The organism is Propioniciclava sp. (assembly GCF_036744435.1).
Classification (GTDB): domain Bacteria; phylum Actinomycetota; class Actinomycetes; order Propionibacteriales; family Propionibacteriaceae; genus Propioniciclava.
Map to the genome: position 1 here is coordinate 1 of NZ_DAIOIA010000053.1, position 18,953 is coordinate 18,953.

The following is an 18,953-nucleotide window of genomic DNA, read 5'->3' on the forward strand; positions in this document are numbered from 1 at the left end:
ACGTTACTAGGTGAGCAGCCGCAGCGAGCGGCTCGGGCGGCGTCCCGAGGCGGCCAGGCGTCGCATTGCCACCTCTAGGAAGGCCTCGGATTGCGCTTGGGGCCACGGCCATTCGGCGCCCTCGCGCCAGGCCCCGCGCGCCGGGGTGCGCGCGTCGTAGAGTTCCTCGGCCTTGCCCCCGTACCAGGCCAGCTCCGCGCGCTGAGCGAAGGCGTCCTCGCGGCTCATGAGCGGTCCATGTCCGGGAACCACGACCGACGCCTTGTTCAAGATGCCGAGCATGCCGTCCAACGTCTGCGGCCACTCGGTCGGCCAGGTGTCCTCCCCGGCCCAAGGGCCACCCTCGCTCTCCAGCAGATCGCCGGCGAACACCACCCCCCGGCCGGGAACCAGCACCACCACGTCGTGATCGGTGTGGCCTCGGCCGAAGTGCACGATCTCCACGTAGCACGCCCCCAGGTCGATGGTCGTGGCGAGCGAGAACGTGCGCGACGGCTCGACGAGTTCTGTCGGGGCCACGCCGGGCTTGGCCTGTTCCTCGGCGGCGCGTGCGGCGGCCACGAGGCCCCGGTGCGCCACGGAACTCACTCCCGGCAGGCCTCCGAGGCCGAAGTAGTGATCGGCATGCGCATGGGTGATGACGGCGTGACGCACCGGGACCGATCCGGCCTGCTCCTGGGCGGCGGCGAGGATGGCTGCGCCCTGCGTGGGCGAACTGCCCGTGTCGATCACCACCGCCGACTCCTCGCCCACCAGCAGCCCGATCGTGACCGAGGCGGGTTCCGCCCGGGCGATGAACACGCGATCAGCGATGGCGGTGAAGGGACCGAGTTCGAACGTCACCGCGCCAACTTACCCGCCCTCGGGCACCGAGTTGGCCTACGGGGCGCGCCTGGGCACAGATGCGGGATCGGGGTCCGCGGTCACGTATGCTGGCACTCGCGGAGTCCGAGTGCCAGTAGGCCAGGGGGTGAAAGGATGGACGATCGGAAACTGACGATCCTGAAGGCGATCGTCACCGACTACGTGTCGAGCCGCGAGCCGGTCGGCTCGCAGGCACTGGTGCAACGGCACAACCTGCAGGTGTCTCCCGCCACCGTGCGCAACGACATGGCCGCGCTGGAGGACGAGGGCTACATCACCCAGCCCCACACCTCCGCCGGCCGGATTCCCACCGACAAGGGCTACCGGCTCTTCGTCGATCGGCTCTCCACGGTCAAGCCGCTGAGCGTGGCGGAGCGGCGCGCGATCCAGACCTTCATGGAGGGCGCCTTCGACGTCGACGAGATCGTGCGCCGCGCCGTCGCGCTGCTCGCGCAGATCACCCGGCAGGTCGCGATCGTCCAGTACCCGCTGATCTCCAGTGCCACGATCCGCCACATCGACATCCTCTCCCTGGGGGCCGACCGCGGTTTGGTCATGGTGGTGTCCTCCAGCGGCGCCATCGGACAGCGGTTCGTACCCTTGGCGCAGAGCGACGACCATCACCTCGCGCGGCTCCGGAGCCGGATCGCCGAGCAGATCCTGGGGGTGACCCACCGCGAGGCCGCGCAGCGGCTCAGCGCCGCCGCCGAAGTTCCCGATCCGAACGATTCCGGCCTCACCGGCCCCATCGCCGATGCCGTCCGCGACATCGTCTCGGAGGAGGCCGACGCCAAGGTGGCCGTGGCCGGCGTCCCGAACCTCACGCGCTTCGGCGACCAGTACGAGAGCACCGTCAAACCGATGCTGGAGGCCCTGGAGGAGCAAGTGGTGCTGCTGCACCTGCTGGGGGAGTCGGCCGGTAACGACGTGCGGGTGCGCATCGGCCGCGAGAACCCCTACGAGCCCCTGCAGGCGGCATCCATCGTCGCCTCCGGGTACGGTGACGACGGCTCCTCGTGGGGATCCCTGGGGATCATGGGCCCCACCCGCATGGACTACCCCGCGGCGATCGCCTCCGTGCGCGCCGTGGCCCGCTACGTCGGCCGTTTCCTGGCCGAGGGCTGAGCGACCTCCCGATTAGGTGAAGAACGAAGGACAACGTTGAGCGATTACTACGAGGTTCTGGGCGTGTCCCGGGACGCGAGCGGCGACGAGATCAAGCGTGCCTACCGCAAGCTGGCGATGAAGTACCACCCCGACGTCGCCGACGACCCCAGCTCTGCTGAGAAGTTCAAGGAGATCGGCGAGGCCTACGCCGTGCTGTCGGACGCCAAGAAGCGTCAGATGTACGACCTCGGCGGCAACCCTATGGGCGGCGGCGGGGCAGGCGGCATGGGCGGGTACGGGTTCCCCGGCGGTGCAGCGGGCTTCGACGTCGGCGGACTGTTCGATGCCATGTTCGGCGCACAGACGTCGCGCGGGCCCCGCAGCCGGGTCCGTAAGGGCCAAGACGCACTGGTCCGGCTCAACCTCACGCTCGCGGAGGCCGCGTTCGGCGTCACCAAGCCGATCCGCGTCGACACCGCCGTGGTGTGCCCCACCTGCAGCGGCAAGGGGTCGGCCGATGGCGAGGAACCGGTGACCTGTTCGACCTGTCACGGTTCCGGCGATGTGCAGACCGTGCAGCGCTCCTTCTTGGGCGACATCCGCACCGTCCAGCCGTGTCCCACCTGCCGCGGCTACGGCACGATCATCCAGCACCCCTGTGGAGAGTGCTCCGGCGAGGGGCGGGTGCGTTCCACGCGCACCATCAACGTCAAGATCCCCGCGGGGGTCAGCCCGGGCAACCGCGTCCACCTCGACTCCCAAGGAGAGGTCGGGCCGGGAGGCGGACCCGCCGGCGACCTGTACGTGGAACTGACCGTCAGCCCGCATGAGGTGTTCAAGCGGGAGGGCGACAATCTGGAGATGGTCGCCAAGCTGCCCATGACCGCCGCCGCGCTCGGCACCGAGGTCTGGATCGAGACGCTGGAGGCGGACGTGGAGGGCACGGCCCCCGAGGACGCCAAGGTGAAGGTCGAGGTGCCCGCGGGTACCCAGTCCGGTGCCCGGCTCGTCGTCCAAGGACGCGGGGTTCCGCGGCTGCGCGGCACCGGACGAGGTGATCTCGGCGTTACGCTGTTGGTGCAGACCCCGACCGGTCTCGACGACGCACAACGTGACCTCCTGCGGCAATTGGCGCAGGAGCGCAACGAGACGCGTCCCGAGGCCTCGGTGGCCCGCGCCGGCGGCAAGGGGTTCTTCGGACGCCTGAAGGACGCCTTCGCCGACTGACCCGACCGCTGGCTGAGATCGAGGAGCCGATGACCGAAGCGTTGTTCCTGGCCGACCTGCACCACCCGCATGTCGGCGACACCGTCTCGCTGCGCGGCGAAGAGGGGCGCCATGCGGCGGCCGTCCGACGCATCCGCGTGGGGGAGACGATCACCATCAGCGACGGTGCCGGAACGGGCGTCCGCGGGCCGGTGACCGAGACCGACAAGGTGAGTGTGACGATCGAGGTCGCCGAGGTGCTGTCCTCCGGCGACCCGGATGTCCGTTATCACGTGGTGCAGGCGCTGGCGAAGGGCGACCGTTCCGAGCAGGCCGTCGAAATGTTGACCGAGATCGGCGCGGATCGGATCATCCCCTGGCAGTCGAGCCGTTCGGTCGTCCGATGGACCCAGGACCGGGAGGAACGGCAACTGGGACGCTGGCGCTCCACAGCCCGGGAGGCCACCAAGCAGAGCCGCCGACTCCGGGTTCCGATCGTGACCGCGGCGATGCGGACCCGCGAACTCGTCGAACTGATTCCGCAGACGACACTCGCTTTGATCCTGCACGAGAGCGCCACCGCGACGCTCTCGGAGGTCGATCTTCCGGCGTCCGGCGACGTGCTGGTCATCGTCGGTCCCGAGGGGGGCCTGACCGAGGAGGAGGTAGGCGCCTTCGTCCAGGCGGGGGCGCACGCGGTGCTGGTCAGCGACGGCGTCTTGCGGACTTCCACGGCCGGCGTGGTTGCGCTGGCGCAACTCCAGGCGTTGCAGCGGCGGGTGAGCAAGGCCAAATGACCCACGGTTCCTCCACCGCCTTCGGTTTCGAGCCGCAGGCGGTGGTCCCGGGTGGACGCGGCCGCACCGGCGTCATCACCACCCCGCACGGCACGATCTCCACCCCCGCCTTCGTGGTCGTGGGCACCAAGGCCACGGTGAAGGCGGTCCTGCCCGAGTCGGTCGCCGACCTCGGCGCCCAGGCGGTCTTGGCCAACGCCTACCACCTGTACCTGCAGCCCGGTTCGGACTTGATCGACGAGGCCGGAGGGCTGGGCGCCTTCATGAACTGGCCGGGGCCCACGTTCACCGACTCCGGCGGATTCCAGGTGATGAGCCTGGGAGTGGGGTTCAAGAAGGTCCTGGCGATGGACGCGACGGGCGTGACCGACGACGACGTGATCGCCGCTGGCAAGGAGCGCCTCGCCGTGGTGGACGAGGATGGCGTCACCTTCAAGAGCCACCTCAACGGTGACCGTCACCGGTTCACGCCGGAGGTCAGCATGAGGGTGCAGCACGAGCTGGGTGCCGACATCATGTTCGCCTTCGATGAGCTGACGACCCTGATGAACACGCGCGGCTACCAAGAGGAGTCCGTCGAGCGGACCCACCGTTGGGCCGCGCGGTGCCTGGCCGAACACGCCCGGCTCACCGCCGCCCGCGCCAGCAAGCCCTACCAGGCTTTGTTCGGGGTGGTCCAGGGGGCCCAGTACGAGGATCTGCGCAGGCACGCCGCCCGGGGGCTGGCCGCACTCGAGGTCGACGGTCAGCGCTTCGATGGGTTCGGCCTCGGTGGCGCGCTGGAGAAGGAGAATCTGGGCACCATCGTCGGCTGGTGTTCCGACGAACTCCCCGAGGACAAGCCGCGTCACCTACTGGGCATCTCCGAGCCCGACGACTTCTTCGCGGCCATCGAGAACGGGGCCGACACCTTCGACTGCGTGAACCCGTCCCGGGTGGCCCGCAACTCGGCGGTCTACACCGCCGACGGCCGATACAACCTGCTGACGGCGTCCAGCCGCCGGGACTTCGGCCCGATCGAGGAGGGCTGCGACTGCTACACGTGCGCTCACTACACCAAGGCTTACCTGCATCATCTGTTCAAGGCCAAGGAGATGCTGGCCTCCACGCTGGCGACGATCCACAACGAGCGCTTCACGGTGCGTCTGGTCGACGCCATCCGCGCGGGGATCGTCGCGGGTGACTTCGCGGCGCACAAGACAGAGTTCCTGGGCCGGTTCTACGCCCGCAAGAAGACCTCGTGACGGCCTGGGGAGTGCGCACCCACGTCGGCCGAGTGCGCCACGGCAACGAGGACTCCTTCTTCGCCGCGGAGGGGCTGTGGCTGGTGTCCGACGGCATGGGCGGTCATGCCGCGGGCGAGGTCGCGAGCAAGATCGTGATCGACACCTTCGCGCCGCTGGCTCGGCGCGGGAGCCTGCGGGCCGCCGACCTGGTCGCGGCCGTGCACACCGCCAACGAGGCGGTCTGCCGGTTCGGCGCCGACCACGCGAGGGCCCGAGGGCTGGGCGCCACGGTCACCGGGGTGGCGTCGGTGGTGGTGGCGGGGACGCGCACCTGGGCGATCCTCAACGTCGGCGACAGTCGGGTCTACCGCCTGGTGGGCGGCGCCCTGGGGCGCGCGACCATCGACCACTCCGAGACCGAGGAACTGGTCTTGGAGGGGGTCATCTCCCCCGAACAAGCCCGGACGCATCATGCCCGCAACGTCATCACGCGCAGCCTCGGGCAGGGGCAGGCGCTGCAGCCTGACGTGTGGTTGCTTCCCTGCGCGCCGGCGGAGCGGTTCCTGGTGTGCTCGGACGGGTTGAACTCCGAGGTCGGGGACGCCGACATTCGCGCGATCTGCCTGGCGGAGCGGGAGCCGCAGGCGGCGGCGGACGCCCTCGTCGAGGCCGCTCTCGCCGCCGGGGGGCGCGACAACGTCACCGCGATCGTCGTGGACGCCGGTTCACAGGGCTGACTCGGAGTCCTCCCGCCGCTTCACCGCGGCGATCACCCTGTAGGTCAGCGGCAGCAGCACGGCCTCCACCCCGACCTTGTAGACGAAGCCGACCACGATGTAGTTGACCAGGGCGGGCAGCGGGATCGAGCCGCCGCCCATCCAGGCACCGAGCGGGCCGAACGCGATCGTGCAGAACACGAGGGTGTCCACGAACTCGCCGGCGACCGTGGAGGTCAGCAGTCGTACCCAGAGTCGGTTCTCCCCGGTGCGGCGCTTGATGCGCACCAGCACCCAGGCGTTGAGCAACTGCCCGAGGAGGTAGGCCAGCAGGCTCGCCACGACGATCCTGGGGACGAAGCCGAGGACTGCCGTCCAGGCATCCTGCAGCGCCCAGTCCGAGGCTGGGGGAGCGGCCCCGACGATGAGGAACGTCACGCTCATCAGCGCCGCCATCGCGAACCCCAGCACGATGGCACGGCGCGCCTGGCGGAGGCCGTACACCTCCGCGAGGACATCGCCGAGGATGTAGGTCAGTGGAAACAGCAGCGCCCCGCCGTCGGTGATCAGCGGCAGGATCTGCACGGTCCCCACGCTCACGACGGGACCCAATTCGATCAGCTTGGTCGCCGCCACGTTCGCGATCAGCAGCAATCCGACGAAGGCCGCTACGACCAAGTCGGCCAGCCCGCGCGGGGGGCGTTCGGCGGGCGAAGCGGGAACGGTGCTGGCGTCGGTCACGGGGCCGCATGCTACCCCCGGGGCGAGCGGGCTCCGGTGTCGACCGCTCCTGACGGGCACACCCGGGCAGCAGACGCGCCGCGTGGGTTGGTGGCAAGATCGGTGCATGAGCGAGGAAGAGATCACGATCACCGACGATGGTCCTGACACCATCGACCAGCTCCAACCGGACGAGACGCTCATCGATCGAGGCGTCGACGACGTCCTCGACGAGGGCTATGTCCCCCCGGACAAGTGGTCCCCCGGCATGGGTTACGGGAACACGCCCGCCGAGGAGCGCCAGGGCGAGACGCTGGAGATGCGCGTGGCCCAGGAAGAGCCGGAGTCGGCCGGGCCCGACGAGACCCCGTGGAATCCGGACGACGAACCCCGCGAGGTGGGCAGCGTCCGGGCTGGCCGGCTGGTCGATGCCAATCACGGCGAGGCCGGCGCCGACACCACCAGCGAGGCGGTGGCTTTCGCGGTCGGGATCGACGGTGGCGCCGCGAGCGCCGAAGAGGCCGCGATGCACATCATCGAGTCGCAGGACGACGACGACATCGTCTGAGCCCTGCGCCCGAACTAGACTGGGGGGAAGCTGCCGGGCGCTTGCCCGGTCTCCCGTCCAGCATGGAGGAATGACCCTGTCATCCCAGATTCAACCCGGCCGTGAGGCCGTCCGCCAGGTGACCGTCCCCGCGTCGATCCCGATGGTCACTCTCGTCGGCCCCCGAGACGAGTTCCTGCGCACCCTCGAGACGCATCTGGACGCCGACGTCCACGTGCGGGGCAACGAGATCACCTTCACAGGCCCGGCCGACGCCGTGACTCGGGCCGCCGAGGTGCTGACCGAACTCATCACCATCGTCCGTACCGGGCAGGGCCTGACGGCGGACGCGGTGGAGCGCGTCATCGGCATGTCCGCCGACCCGGACACGCGTGCCGCCGAGATCCTGACCCAGAACATCTTGTCCACGCGCGGTAAGACGATCCGGCCGAAGACCCTGAACCAGAAGCGGTATGTGGACGCCATCGACACCCACACGGTGGTGTTCGGCATCGGACCGGCGGGCACCGGCAAGACGTACCTGGCGATGGCCAAGGCCGTGCAGGCCCTCCAGGCCAAAGAGGTCAACCGCATCATCTTGACCCGGCCAGCCATCGAGGCGGGCGAGCGGCTCGGCTTCCTGCCCGGCACGCTGAACGACAAGATCGATCCCTATGTGCGCCCGCTCTACGACGCGCTGCACGACATGGTGGACGCCGACTCGGTGCCCAAGCTGCTCACCGCAGGCACCATCGAGGTCGCCCCGCTGGCCTACATGCGTGGCCGGACGCTCAACGACGCGTTCATCATCCTCGACGAGGCGCAGAACACGTCCATGGAGCAGATGAAGATGTTCCTGACGCGGCTCGGCTTCAACTCGAGGATGGTCGTCACCGGGGACGTGACTCAGGTCGACCTTCCCGGTGGCACCAAGTCGGGTCTGCGCGAGGTGCAGTCGATCCTCGACGGCGTCGACGACATCGCGTTTTGCCAGCTCACCAACCAGGACGTGGTGCGGCATCGGTTGGTGGGCCGCATCGTCGCCGCCTATGACCGCTACGACTCCCTGCAACCGCAGGGGTCCCGAGGCCGGCCGGGCGGACCGGCGGCGCGCCGCGTGGCGCGTCATGCCGGGCAGCGGCGCAGCACCGAATCGGGGGAATCATCGTGATCGACATCAACAACGAGTCCGGCATCGAGGTCGACGAGGTCCGGCTGGTTCGGCTGGCGGCGTTCGCGCTGGAGCAGTTGCGGATCCATCCTCAGGCAGACCTGTCGATCCTGCTGGTCGACGAGGCGACCATGGCGGATTATCACGTCCGGTTCATGGACTTGCCCGGCCCCACCGACGTCCTGAGTTTCCCGATGGACGAACTGCGTCCGCCGCGAGACGACGAGGACCCGCCGCTCGGGCTGCTGGGCGACATCGTGCTCTGCCCGACGGTGACGGCGGCCCAGGCGGCCGACAACGGACGAACCGCGGACGGCGAGGCCGACTACCTGCTCGTCCATGGGTTGTTGCACCTGCTGGGCCACGATCACGCCGAACCCGAGGAGAAGCGGGTGATGTTCGGGCTCAACGATCGGATCATCGCGGCCTGGGACGCTTCGCGCGCGGCCTGACCGGGGGCGCTGTCCTGCGCGTGCGCGCCGCTAGACTGGCGCGCATCGCCGAGAAGGAGTCGTGAGTACCCCTGTTAACCCAAACCGAGTGGATCCTGCTCGTGGTCGCCGTCGTGTGCGTGCTGCTGGCCTGTGTCCTGACGTCGATCGAGTCGGCGCTCCAGTCTTTCAGTAAGTCCCGCGCCGAAGCCCACGTCAAGGAGGGCAAGCGTGGCGCCGAGCGTCTCCTGCAGATCATGCAGGACCCGGCCCCCTACCTGAACACGGCCCTGTTCCTGCGGTTGCTGAGCGAGATCAGCGCCATCGTGCTGGTCGCCGTCGTCGTGACGAACCACGTCGAGGCGCTGTGGGAAGACCTGCTGTTCACCATCGTCCCGATGCTGGTGGTGTCGTTCGTGCTGATCGGGGTCGCTGCACGCACGCTGGGTCGTCAGAAGGCCGACCGGATTGCGCTGAGCAGCACCCGGTTGATCTCCGCCCTCACCACCGTGATCGGCCCCATCCCGCAGATCCTGATCATCATCGGCAATGCGATCACGCCCGGGCGCGGGTTCACCGATGGCCCGTTCACCTCTGAGGCCGAGCTACGCGAGATGGTCGACATGGCTGAGGCGTCCGACCTCATCGAGGCCGGCGAGCGACGCATGATCCACTCGGTCTTCGAGCTGGGCGACACCATCGTCAAGGAAGTGATGGTGCCGCGCACCGAGATGGTGTGGATCGAGAAGGACAAGACTCTGCGGCAAGGGCTGTCCCTTGCGCTGCGCTCGGGTTTCTCCCGCATCCCCGTCATCGGTGAAGACGTCGACGACGTGCTGGGCGTCCTCTACCTCAAGGACGTCATCCGGCGCACCTACGACAACCCGAACGCGCAGGCGTCGGAGAACGTCGACTCGCTCATGCGCCCGCCGACGTTCTGCCCCGACAGCAAGCCCGTCGACGCGCTGCTGAAGGAGATGCAGCTGACCCGCAGCCACGTGGTGATCGTGGTGGACGAGTTCGGCGGCACCGCGGGCCTGGCCACCATCGAGGACATCCTGGAGGAGATCGTCGGCGAGATCGTCGACGAGTTCGACGAGGAGATCGCGCCGGTCGTCCGGCTCTCCGACGGCCGGTTCCGGGTCAGTTCGCGGCTGCCGGTGGACGAGTTGGGGGAGTTATTCGGGCTGAAGGTCGACGACGATGACGTGGACACCGTCCTCGGTCTGATGGCCAAGGAGCTGAACAAGGTGCCGATCGCCGGCTCGGTCGTCGACTGGGAGGGCATCGAACTCGTCGCGGAGCGTGCCTCGGGGCGACGGCATTCCATCCAGACCGTGGTGGCGGGCCTCATCCGGGAGGCGAGCGACACCGACGCGGCGGTCGACGCCACCGTCGAACTGGCGGCGTCGGCCAAGAAGGGCCGCCGCCACCACGAGCAGGCCGACGGGTCACCGGCAGGAGAGGAATCAGCATGAGCCATCCCGACGAGGATCTCGACCTCGACGCGGAGGAGCAGGCCCTGGCGGCGTCGGCAGGAGGTGCCGCGCAGGCGTCCTGGGAGGCGCCCGCGGGGTTCCGTTCCGGCTTCGCCTGCTTCGTCGGCCGACCCAACGCGGGCAAGTCGACCCTGACGAATGCGATCGTCGGGGAGAAAATCGCGATCACCTCCAGCAAGCCGCAGACCACTCGCCGGATCATCCGCGGGATCGTGAACCGACCAGAGGCGCAGCTCGTGCTGGTCGACACCCCGGGGTTGCACCGGCCCCGCACCCTGCTCGGGGAGCGGCTCAACGACATGGTCTATGAGACCTGGTCGAGTGTCGACGTCATCGGCGTATGCCTGCCCTGCAACCAGCGCATCGGCCCGGGCGATGAGTTCCTGCTCAAAGAAATCTCCGAGCTTCCCCGGCGACCCAAGCTGGTCGCCCTCGCCACCAAGACCGACCTGGTCAGCCGCGAACGGATCGGCCAGCACCTGGTCAAGATCGCCTCCATGGAGGAGCAACTCGGCCTGCACTGGGAGGCGATCGTGCCCGTCTCGGCGCTGACCGACGACCAGGTCGACATCGTCGTGGAGGAACTCGTCGGGCTGCTCCCGGCCGGGCCAGTGCTGTTCCCCGACGACGAGGTCACCGACGAGCCGATCGACACCCGGATCGCCGAACTGATCCGGGAGGCCGCCCTGGAGGGTGTCAGCGACGAACTGCCGCACTCCATCGCCGTCATCATCGACGAGATGCGTCCCCGGGAGGACCGCCCCGCCGACAAGCCGATGATGGACGTGTTCGCGTCCATCATCGTGGAGCGGGACAGCCAAAAGGGCATCATCATCGGTCATCGGGGTGAGCGGCTCAAGGAGGTCGGCCGCATCGCGCGGCTCCAGGCCAAGGAACTCCTGGGCATGCCGGTCCATCTGGCGATTCACGTCAAGGTGATGCCCGAATGGCAGCGCGACGCGAAGTACCTGAACCGCCTGGGGTTCTAGGAGTGACCCGCCGCACGCTTCCCAGCCGCGCGCGGCGCTGGGGCGTCTTCGCGGTCGGTGAGGTACGGACGGGGCTGCGCCGCGTCCGCGGCTCGGTCGTGCCGTTGCTGCAGTCGGCGATGGCCGCCGGGCTGGCGTGGTTCCTGGCCGAGCAGCTTCTGGGGCGCCAAGCCCCGCTGTTCGCGCCGATCGCGGCGTTCGTGTGCCTCGGATTCAAGGTGGACCGGGTGCCCCGCAAGGTCGCCGAGATGGGCGTGGGGGCCACGGTGGGCGTCCTGATCGGCGAGGTCATTTCGCTGTACCTCGGTGCGGGGTGGTGGCAGATGGCCCTGGCCCTCATCAGCGGCGCCATGATCGGACGGTTCCTCGACCGCGGCGAACTCACCACCATGCAGGGCGGCGTGAACGCCATGGTGGTGGTCGGGATGACGTCGTACGCGGCCCAGTCGGGTGGGTTCACCGGCCGCTGGATGGATGCCATCGTGGGCGCGCTAGTCGCCTTGGTGGGTGCGGTGCTGCTGCCTCGCCATCCCACGGAACGCCCCCGCCGGTATGCGCGCACCACCTTGTCGGAGTTCGCTCAACTGCTCGACATGCTCGGTCGTGGCCTCGTCGTCGGGGACGTGGAGGAACTCGCGGACGCCCGCGAACAGCGCAAGGTCGTCCAACAGGTGAGCAACACGTGGGAGACGACTCTGTCGACCGCTCGCGAGGTGGTGGCTGCCAACCCGAGCCTGTGGAGCCAGCGCGGCGAGGTCGCCGAACTCGGACGCCTGTACCGGTTGACCGCCCGCGCCCAGCGATCCTCCTACATGCTCGGGCGCCAGGGGCTGTCGATGGTCGAGGAGATCGGTCCGCTGCGCGAGGTCGGGGCGCTCGTGCTGGAGGCGTCCCGGGCCGCCCACGCGCTCGCAGGGTCCGTCGGCGCCTGGCAGCGTCCTGAGGGGGCGCGCGCCACGCTGCTCGGCATCGCGCGGCGGGCCTCACCGGCGCGGCTGACCTCCGACGAGTGGCGCGACATCGCGCTCATGTCGGTGATGCGCGCCCTCATCGTCGACCTGCTGCAGATCAGCGGTCTGTCCCGCTCGGACGCGCGCAACGCCCTCGCCGAGGCCACCGGACGCCCGTTCGTGGAGGGCGGCGACGACGTCCCCGATCCCGACAGCGACGACCTGGCCTCCCCGCTGTGGGGATGAGCCGGGTGGCGGGGTTCGGCCGCGGTATGTGTACCATGGCGAACATGGCACGGGCGTACCTGCTTCTTGGTCGCCGCAGCGGGTCCTAGCTCTCCCACCGAAGTAGGGGGGATCGAGCGTCAGGCTCACTCGCTGCGGTGTTCTTCGCGCGCCTGGCAATCACAGTTGAGACCTTCAGGAGATGTCGCCATGACCACCAACACCGTCACCACTGGCACGCGTGCGCAGCAGGGCAAGCCGGTGCAGCAGCCCAGCCCCATGCCTTTCCACCGCTACTCGGCCTTCCAGCCGGTGCGCGTTCCGGATCGCACCTGGCCCGACCAGCAGATCACCCACGCCCCCCGCTGGCTGACCACGGACCTGCGCGACGGGAACCAGGCACTCATCGATCCGATGACGCCGGCCCGCAAGCTGAAGATGTTCGAACTGCTGGTCAAGATGGGCTACAAGGAGATCGAGATCGGGTTCCCGTCCGCCTCCCAGACCGACTTCGACTTCGTGCGCAAGCTGATCGTCGAGGACCGCATCCCCGACGATGTGCAGATCTCCGTGCTGACCCAGGCCCGCGAGGATCTGATCTCGCGGACCGCCGAATCGCTGCAGGGTGCACATCGGGCCAACATCCACATGTACAACGCGACCGCCGAACTGTTCCGCCGGGTCGTGTTCAACGTCGACGAGTCCCAGTGCATCGCCATGGCCACCCGGGGTACCGAACTGGTCATGAAGTACGCCGACCAGTACCTGGGCGACACCGAGTTCGGCTACCAGTACAGCCCCGAGATCTTCACCCAGACCCCCACCGACTTCGCCGTCGAAGTCTGCAACCGGGTCGCCGAGGTGTGGCAGCCCGACGCCGGACGGGAGATCATCTTCAATCTGCCCGCCACCGTCGAAATGAGCACTCCGAACACCTACGCCGACCAGATCGAGTACTTCATCCGGCATGTCCGCAACCGCGAGAACATCGCGGTCTCGCTGCACCCCCACAACGACCGCGGTACCGCCGTCGCGGCCACCGAACTGGCCTTGATGGCCGGGGCGGACCGCGTCGAGGGCTGCCTGTTCGGGCACGGTGAGCGCACCGGCAACGTGGACCTGGTCACCTTGGGGCTGAACCTGTTCAGCCAGGGAATCGATCCGCAGATCGACTTCTCCGACATCGACGAGGTGCGTCGCACCGTCGAGTACTGCACGGGGTTGCCCGTCCACCCGCGTCACCCCTACGCCGGCGATCTGGTCTACACGGCCTTCTCCGGCTCGCACCAGGACGCCATCAAGAAGGGGCTGGAGGCCCTGCAGAAGCAGGCCGACTCCGAGGGCGTCGGCCTGCACGACCTGCACTGGGAGGCCCCCTACCTGCCCATCGACCCGCACGACGTGGGACGCACCTACGAGGCGGTCATCCGCGTCAACAGCCAGTCCGGCAAGGGCGGCATGGCCTACATCATGAAGAACGACCACAAGATGGATCTGCCTCGGCGCCTGCAGATCGAGTTCAGCCGGGTCGTCCAGCAGCGCACCGACGCCGCGGGCGGCGAGGTCGGCAGCGAAGCGATGTGGGAGATCTTCGAAGCCGAGTACTTCGGTGACCACACCCCGCTGGAACTGCTGCAGTACAAGCTCACCGCCGAGGGCGGCGTCTACACCGTCGACGCCGCACTGAAGGTCAACGGCGCCGAACGCCAGGTGGGAGGCGAAGGCAACGGCCCTCTGTCCGCCTTCGTGGATGCCATCGCCGCGGCCGGGTTCCCGGTCCGGGTTCTCGACTACTCCGAGCACGCCCTGAGCGCAGGCGGTGACGCCTTGGCGGCCGCCTACGTGGAGGCAGAGGTCGGCGAGGGCGACGACGCCCGCGTCGTATGGGGGGTGGGGCGGCACAACTCCATCATCACCGCCTCCATGCGTGCCGTGATCAGCGCGATCAACCGCACCGACCGACCCGAGTGATCCCCGCGACGCCCGCCTGTCCTCGTGACGGGCGGGCGTTGTGCGTCCGCGGACGGGCGGCTAAACGTGGGATCGGCGCATGCAGCCATCCCGGCATCCCTAGACTGCCGTCGGTTCGTTGTCGCCGTTGATAGGAGAATCCATGGAGCTCACACCCGACCTGCAAGAGGACTTCGACATCGTCGTGCGCCGAAACCCCGGCGAGGCGGAGTTCCACCAGGCGGTGCGCGAAGTGCTCGAATCGCTCGGCCCGGTCGTGTCCAAGCGGCCCGAGTACGGCGAGATGGGCATCATCCCCCGCATCTGTGAGCCCAACAAGCAGATCATCTTCAAGGTGAACTGGCAGGACGATCGGGGCCGTGTCCACACCAACCGTGGCTTCCGCGTCCAGTTCAACAGTGCCCTGGGGCCCTACAAGGGCGGTCTGCGGTTCCACCCCAGCGTCTACTTGGGCATCATCAAGTTCCTCGGCTTCGAGCAGATCTTCAAGAACGCCCTGACCGGCATGCCGATCGGCGGCGGCAAGGGCGGGTCTGACTTCGACCCGAAGGGCAAGTCCGACAACGAGATCATGCGCTTTTGCCAGTCCTTCATGACGGAACTGGCCGGGCACATCGGACACGACATCGACGTCCCGGCCGGCGACATCGGCGTCGGCGGACGTGAGATCGGGTTCATGTTCGGGCAGTACAAGAAGCTCACCGGCCGCTACGAGTCCGGCGTGCTCACCGGCAAGGGCCTCGACTGGGGCGGCTCGCGGGCGCGCACCGAGGCCACGGGCTACGGCACGGTGTTCTTCGCCGAGGAGATGCTCAAGCTGTCGGGGGAGAGCTTTGATGGCAAGAAGGTCGTTGTGTCGGGCTCCGGCAATGTGGCGATCTATGCCCTGGAAAAGGTCAACCAGCTCGGCGGCACCGTGGTGGCCATGTCCGACTCCTCGGGCTACATCGTCGATGAGTCGGGCATCGACCTTGCCCAGATGCAGGAGCTCAAGGAGGTCCGCCGCGGCCGCATCAGCGAGTACGCCGACGCCAACCCGTCCGCGCGGTTCATCTCCGACGGCATGATCTGGGACGTTCCCTGCGAGATCGCGCTGCCGTGCGCCACCCAGAACGAGCTGAACATCGGGGGTGCACGGGCGCTGATCGGCCACGGTTGCACGCTGGTCGCCGAGGGCGCCAATATGCCCTCCACGCCCGACGCCATCCGGGCGTTCACGTCGAACGGCGTCCGGTTCGCCCCGGGCAAGGCGGCCAACGCGGGTGGCGTCGCCACCTCCGCCCTCGAGATGCAGCAGAACGCCTCGCGTGACTCCTGGAGCTTCGAGCACACCGAGGAGCGGTTGCACGACATCATGGTCGGGATCCACGAGCGCTGCTGGGCGACCGCCGAGGAGTACGGCGCGCCCGGGGACTACGTCCTGGGTGCCAACATCGCAGGCTTCATCCGCGTCGCCGACACGATGATGGCGCTCGGCGTCATCTGAGTGCCTCGCTGACGCCGCCCCTCACCGGGCGGCGTCAGCGTCGCTGTCGCCCGTCGACGTCAGCGGTCGTTGAGGAACTCCAGCCCGCGCTGTCCGGGGTACTCCGACATGATCACGCAGGTCTGCGTCGAGGCGATCTCGGGGTGCTCGCTCAGCTCGTGCAAGACGAAGTCCGACAAGGCGCCCGGGTCCGGCATGGCGACGATCACCAGCAGATCGAACAGAGACGCCAGCAGGCTGACCCGGAGCACCCCCGGCAGGCCGGAGATGCGCTCGATCTCGGATTCGAGCCGGGCACGGGACGCCGCACGCACCTGCAGCAGGATCGCCGCGGTGAGAGCGCGGCCGACCGCCTCAGGGCTGATCTCTGCGTGGAACCCTTTGATGATCCCGGAGCCGACCAGTGTCGCGATGCGGTGGTGCGCCGTCGACGCTGCGATGTTCACGGCATCGGCTACCGCCTGGTTCGGCATACGGCCATCACGGGCCAGCAGTGTCACGATCTGCCGGTCGATGTGGTCCAAATCCCGAAGAGTCTTCATTCTCGGCATCGTTGCCCTCACGTTGGGGAGACCATCCAAAAAGACGATACCGAAAGGATCTGCGGACCTGGGCCCGCGGGACTGATAAACCCCCGCATCTGACCCAGATACTTCTTCCACTCGCTCCCTGCAACGAAGCAAGGCGGAGTAGTCGAGAGGCAAGTCATGCGCATCGGAGTGCCGACGGAAGTCAAGAGCCAAGAGTCCCGGGTGGCCATCACCCAGGCCGGTGTTCACCACCTGACCCAGCGCGGTCACGACGTCCTCATCCAAGCAGGGGCCGGCGTCAACTCCGGCATCTCCGACGAGGAGTACGTGGCGGCCGGAGCCACCCTGCTCCCGACGGCCGGTGACGTCTGGGGAACGTCCGAACTGCTCATCAAGGTCAAGGAACCGATCGCCTCGGAGTACCAGTTCCTGCGTCCCGACCTGGTGTTGTTCACCTACCTGCACCTGGCGGCGGACAAGCCGCAGACCGACGCCCTGGTCAATTCGGGCACCACGTCCATCGCCTACGAGACCGTCCAGACGGCCGACGGCGGACTGCCCCTGCTGCGCCCGATGAGCGAGGTCGCCGGACGCCTGGCCGCCCTCGTCGGCACCGAGGCCCTCATGAAGCATCACGGCGGCGAGGGCATCCTCATCCCGGGTGTGCCCGGCGTGGCACCTGCCAAGGTGCTCGTCATCGGAGCCGGTAACGCGGGCCAGAACGCCACCCAGATGGCGGTCGGGCTGCGTGCCAACGTCACCGTCTTCGACGTCAACACGTCCCGTCTGGTCGCCATCGACACCGAGTTCGGCGGCCGCGTCACGACGATGATGTCGACCGCGTGGGCGATCGAGCAGGCCGTCCGCGACGCCGATCTGGTCATCGGCACCGTCTTGGTCCCCGGCGCTCGGGCCCCGAAGGTCGTCACGAACGCGATGGTCGCGTCCGCCAAGCCCGGTTCCGTCTTCGTCGACGTCGCTGTCGACCAGGGTGGCTGCTTCGAGGACACCCACGCCACCACGCACGCCGATCCGACGTTCAAGGTCCACCAGAGCTACTTCTACTGCGTCGCGAACATGCCGGGCGCGGTGCCCGTCACGTCCACCCAGGCCTTGACCAACGCCACCCTGCCCTACATCACCAAGCTGGCCGACCTCGGCTGGCGGGAGGCGCTGCGCAGCGATCCTGCGCTCGCTGCGGGCCTGTCCACCACGGGTGGCATGCTGACCAGCGAGCCCGTGGCCGCAGCCTGGGGCCACGCCTTCACCGCTCCTAGCCATGTCCTCACCGCGTGAGGGCGCCTCGGCCGCGCACACGGCCGCGCGCGAGGATGGCTCGGAGAAGTCGCTGATCGGTCCGCCCCCCGGGGCGGACCCTCCCGAGGAGCATCTGGAGCGGGCGCTGGGCAACCGGCACCTGCAGATGATCGCCATCGGCGGTGCGATCGGCACCGGCCTGTTCATGGGGTCGGGCAAGACGATTTCGCTGGCGGGGCCGTCCATCCTGTTCGTCTACGCGATCATCGGGTTCTTCCTGTTCTTCGTGATGCGGGCGATGGGCGAACTGCTGCTGTCGAACCTGAAGTACAAGTCGTTCCGTGACATCGCCGAAGACATCCTGGGCCCGTGGGCCGGGTTTTTCGCCGGGTGGACGTACTGGTTCTGCTGGATCGTCATCGGCATGGCGGACCTGGTCGCTGTGACCGCCTATGTGTCCTACTGGGCGCCGGACCTGCCCAAATGGGTCGCCTCCGTGTGCCTGGTCCTGCTCCTGCTGGGGCTCAACCTGGTGACGGTGAAACTGTTCGGGGAGATCGAGTTCTGGTTCGCCCTGATCAAGGTCGTCACGATCATCGCCTTGATCGCGGTGGCGATCGTGATGGTCATCACGGGGTTCGTCGCACCCGACGGGCACCGGGCGGCCCTGGACAACCTGTGGAACGACGGAGGCATGTTCCCCATGGGCGTGGCGGGCTTCCTCGCCGGGTTCCAGATCGCCTTCTTCGCCTTCCTCGGCATCGAACTGGTCGGGACGGCCGCGGCCGAGACCAAGGACCCCAGTGTCACGCTGCCCAAGGCGATCAACGCCATCCCCATCCGCGTCGGGCTGTTCTACATCCTGGCGCTGGCGGCGATCATGTGCGTCACCCCGTGGCGGCTCATCGACCCGGGCGTCAGCCCCTTCGTGTCGATGTTCGGCCTGGCGGGGATCGGCATCGCCGCCTCGGTGGTGAACTTCGTGGTGCTCACCAGCGCGGCGTCCTCGGCGAACTCGGGCATCTACTCCACCTCGCGAATGCTGTACGGGCTCGCTCTGGACAAGAAGGCGCCGGCGTTGTTCGGGATGCTGTCGAAGCACAAGGTCCCTGCCAAGGGCCTGATCTTCTCCTGCTGCTGTCTGGCGCCAGGCATCATCCTGCTCTACTCGACGGATTCGATCGTGGAGGCGTTCACGCTCGCCACGACGGTGGCCTCGGTGCTGTTCATCTTCGTGTGGACCCTGATCCTGTGCTCCTAC

18 protein-coding genes are annotated in these 18,953 nt (G+C 68.2%); 15 read left to right on the forward strand and 3 right to left on the reverse strand.

The annotated features are described in order from the left end of the window. Positions 1-6: 6 nt before the first annotated feature. A complete protein-coding gene (locus V7E09_RS08455; protein ID WP_324510327.1) occupies positions 7-843 on the reverse strand; it encodes an MBL fold metallo-hydrolase in 837 nt (278 codons plus the stop codon). A gap of 135 nt (positions 844-978) precedes the next feature. Between V7E09_RS08455 and hrcA the strand changes: the two genes are divergently transcribed. From hrcA to V7E09_RS08480, 5 genes are read left to right on the forward strand one after another with little or no spacing between them, the layout of a single operon-like run. Further along, a complete protein-coding gene (gene hrcA / locus V7E09_RS08460) occupies positions 979-1,989 on the forward strand; it encodes a heat-inducible transcriptional repressor HrcA (protein WP_324510328.1) in 1,011 nt (336 codons plus the stop codon). A gap of 36 nt (positions 1,990-2,025) precedes the next feature. Further along, positions 2,026-3,198, forward strand: a complete 1,173-nt coding sequence (dnaJ, locus tag V7E09_RS08465; protein WP_324510329.1) for a molecular chaperone DnaJ — start codon at positions 2,026-2,028, stop codon at positions 3,196-3,198. A 29-nt stretch (positions 3,199-3,227) separates the two neighbouring features. Next, complete coding sequence (locus V7E09_RS08470; RefSeq protein ID WP_324510330.1) at positions 3,228-3,974, forward strand: 16S rRNA (uracil(1498)-N(3))-methyltransferase; 747 nt, start codon at positions 3,228-3,230, stop codon at positions 3,972-3,974. After that, the gene (gene tgt / locus V7E09_RS08475; RefSeq protein ID WP_324510331.1) at positions 3,971-5,218 is read left to right on the forward strand and encodes a tRNA guanosine(34) transglycosylase Tgt; all 1,248 of its coding nucleotides are present in this window, start codon (positions 3,971-3,973) and stop codon (positions 5,216-5,218) included. The genes V7E09_RS08470 and tgt overlap by 4 nt, the downstream gene beginning before the upstream one ends. Continuing rightward, positions 5,215-5,937, forward strand: coding sequence for a PP2C family protein-serine/threonine phosphatase (locus V7E09_RS08480; protein ID WP_324510332.1), 723 nt, complete (start codon positions 5,215-5,217; stop codon positions 5,935-5,937). Before tgt ends, V7E09_RS08480 begins: the two co-directional genes overlap by 4 nt. Here V7E09_RS08480 and V7E09_RS08485 read toward each other — a convergent pair. Then, complete coding sequence (locus tag V7E09_RS08485; RefSeq protein WP_324510333.1) at positions 5,926-6,657, reverse strand: queuosine precursor transporter; 732 nt, start codon at positions 6,655-6,657, stop codon at positions 5,926-5,928. The two genes, V7E09_RS08480 and V7E09_RS08485, sit on opposite strands and share 12 nt — an antisense overlap. Before the next feature lie 106 nt (positions 6,658-6,763). Between V7E09_RS08485 and V7E09_RS08490 the strand changes: the two genes are divergently transcribed. From V7E09_RS08490 to gdhA, 8 genes are all read left to right on the forward strand, one after another. Next, positions 6,764-7,204: a DUF5709 domain-containing protein gene (locus V7E09_RS08490; protein WP_324510334.1), complete on the forward strand. Its 441-nt coding sequence runs from the start codon at positions 6,764-6,766 to the stop codon at positions 7,202-7,204. A 70-nt stretch (positions 7,205-7,274) separates the two neighbouring features. After that, the gene (locus tag V7E09_RS08495) at positions 7,275-8,354 is read left to right on the forward strand and encodes a PhoH family protein (protein ID WP_324510335.1); all 1,080 of its coding nucleotides are present in this window, start codon (positions 7,275-7,277) and stop codon (positions 8,352-8,354) included. Continuing rightward, the gene (gene ybeY / locus V7E09_RS08500) at positions 8,351-8,806 is read left to right on the forward strand and encodes an rRNA maturation RNase YbeY (protein WP_324510336.1); all 456 of its coding nucleotides are present in this window, start codon (positions 8,351-8,353) and stop codon (positions 8,804-8,806) included. The genes V7E09_RS08495 and ybeY overlap by 4 nt, the downstream gene beginning before the upstream one ends. Positions 8,807-8,877: 71 nt before the next feature. Then, positions 8,878-10,263 carry a hemolysin family protein gene (locus V7E09_RS08505; protein WP_324510350.1) on the forward strand — a complete coding sequence of 462 codons (1,386 nt, stop codon included), beginning with the start codon at positions 8,878-8,880 and terminating at the stop codon, positions 10,261-10,263. Beyond that, positions 10,260-11,273 (forward strand): GTPase Era, encoded by a 1,014-nt coding sequence (gene era / locus V7E09_RS08510; protein ID WP_324510337.1) that lies wholly within the window; start codon positions 10,260-10,262, stop codon positions 11,271-11,273. The genes V7E09_RS08505 and era overlap by 4 nt, the downstream gene beginning before the upstream one ends. Positions 11,274-11,275: 2 nt before the next feature. After that, the gene (locus V7E09_RS08515; protein WP_324510338.1) at positions 11,276-12,469 is read left to right on the forward strand and encodes an FUSC family protein; all 1,194 of its coding nucleotides are present in this window, start codon (positions 11,276-11,278) and stop codon (positions 12,467-12,469) included. Between the two features lie 189 nt (positions 12,470-12,658). Next, the gene (gene leuA / locus V7E09_RS08520) at positions 12,659-14,419 is read left to right on the forward strand and encodes a 2-isopropylmalate synthase (protein WP_324510339.1); all 1,761 of its coding nucleotides are present in this window, start codon (positions 12,659-12,661) and stop codon (positions 14,417-14,419) included. A 142-nt stretch (positions 14,420-14,561) separates the two neighbouring features. After that, positions 14,562-15,905: an NADP-specific glutamate dehydrogenase gene (gene gdhA, locus V7E09_RS08525; protein WP_324510340.1), complete on the forward strand. Its 1,344-nt coding sequence runs from the start codon at positions 14,562-14,564 to the stop codon at positions 15,903-15,905. 59 nt (positions 15,906-15,964) lie between these two features. Here the strand turns inward: gdhA and V7E09_RS08530 are convergent, their stop codons facing one another. Continuing rightward, the gene (locus V7E09_RS08530; protein WP_324510341.1) at positions 15,965-16,447 is read right to left on the reverse strand and encodes an Lrp/AsnC family transcriptional regulator; all 483 of its coding nucleotides are present in this window, start codon (positions 16,445-16,447) and stop codon (positions 15,965-15,967) included. A 165-nt stretch (positions 16,448-16,612) separates the two neighbouring features. Between V7E09_RS08530 and ald the strand changes: the two genes are divergently transcribed. Continuing rightward, on the forward strand, positions 16,613-17,731 hold the full coding sequence (gene ald, locus V7E09_RS08535; protein WP_324510342.1) for an alanine dehydrogenase: 1,119 nt from the start codon (positions 16,613-16,615) through the stop codon (positions 17,729-17,731). Next, a partial coding sequence (locus V7E09_RS08540; RefSeq protein ID WP_324523257.1) for an amino acid permease occupies positions 17,715-18,953 on the forward strand: 1,239 nt, incomplete at its 3' end. The genes ald and V7E09_RS08540, both read left to right, overlap by 17 nt.

Coding starts and splice junctions, on each gene's coding strand:
- tgt (WP_324510331.1), top strand. CDS start 3,971: ATGACCCACGGTTCCTCCACCGCCTTCGGTTTCGAGCCGCAGGCGGTG.
- V7E09_RS08490 (WP_324510334.1), top strand. CDS start 6,764: ATGAGCGAGGAAGAGATCACGATCACCGACGATGGTCCTGACACCATC.
- V7E09_RS08470 (WP_324510330.1), top strand. CDS start 3,228: ATGACCGAAGCGTTGTTCCTGGCCGACCTGCACCACCCGCATGTCGGC.
- V7E09_RS08530 (WP_324510341.1), bottom strand. CDS start 16,447: ATGAAGACTCTTCGGGATTTGGACCACATCGACCGGCAGATCGTGACA.
- era (WP_324510337.1), top strand. CDS start 10,260: ATGAGCCATCCCGACGAGGATCTCGACCTCGACGCGGAGGAGCAGGCC.
- hrcA (WP_324510328.1), top strand. CDS start 979: ATGGACGATCGGAAACTGACGATCCTGAAGGCGATCGTCACCGACTAC.
- V7E09_RS08495 (WP_324510335.1), top strand. CDS start 7,275: ATGACCCTGTCATCCCAGATTCAACCCGGCCGTGAGGCCGTCCGCCAG.
- leuA (WP_324510339.1), top strand. CDS start 12,659: ATGACCACCAACACCGTCACCACTGGCACGCGTGCGCAGCAGGGCAAG.
- gdhA (WP_324510340.1), top strand. CDS start 14,562: ATGGAGCTCACACCCGACCTGCAAGAGGACTTCGACATCGTCGTGCGC.
- ald (WP_324510342.1), top strand. CDS start 16,613: ATGCGCATCGGAGTGCCGACGGAAGTCAAGAGCCAAGAGTCCCGGGTG.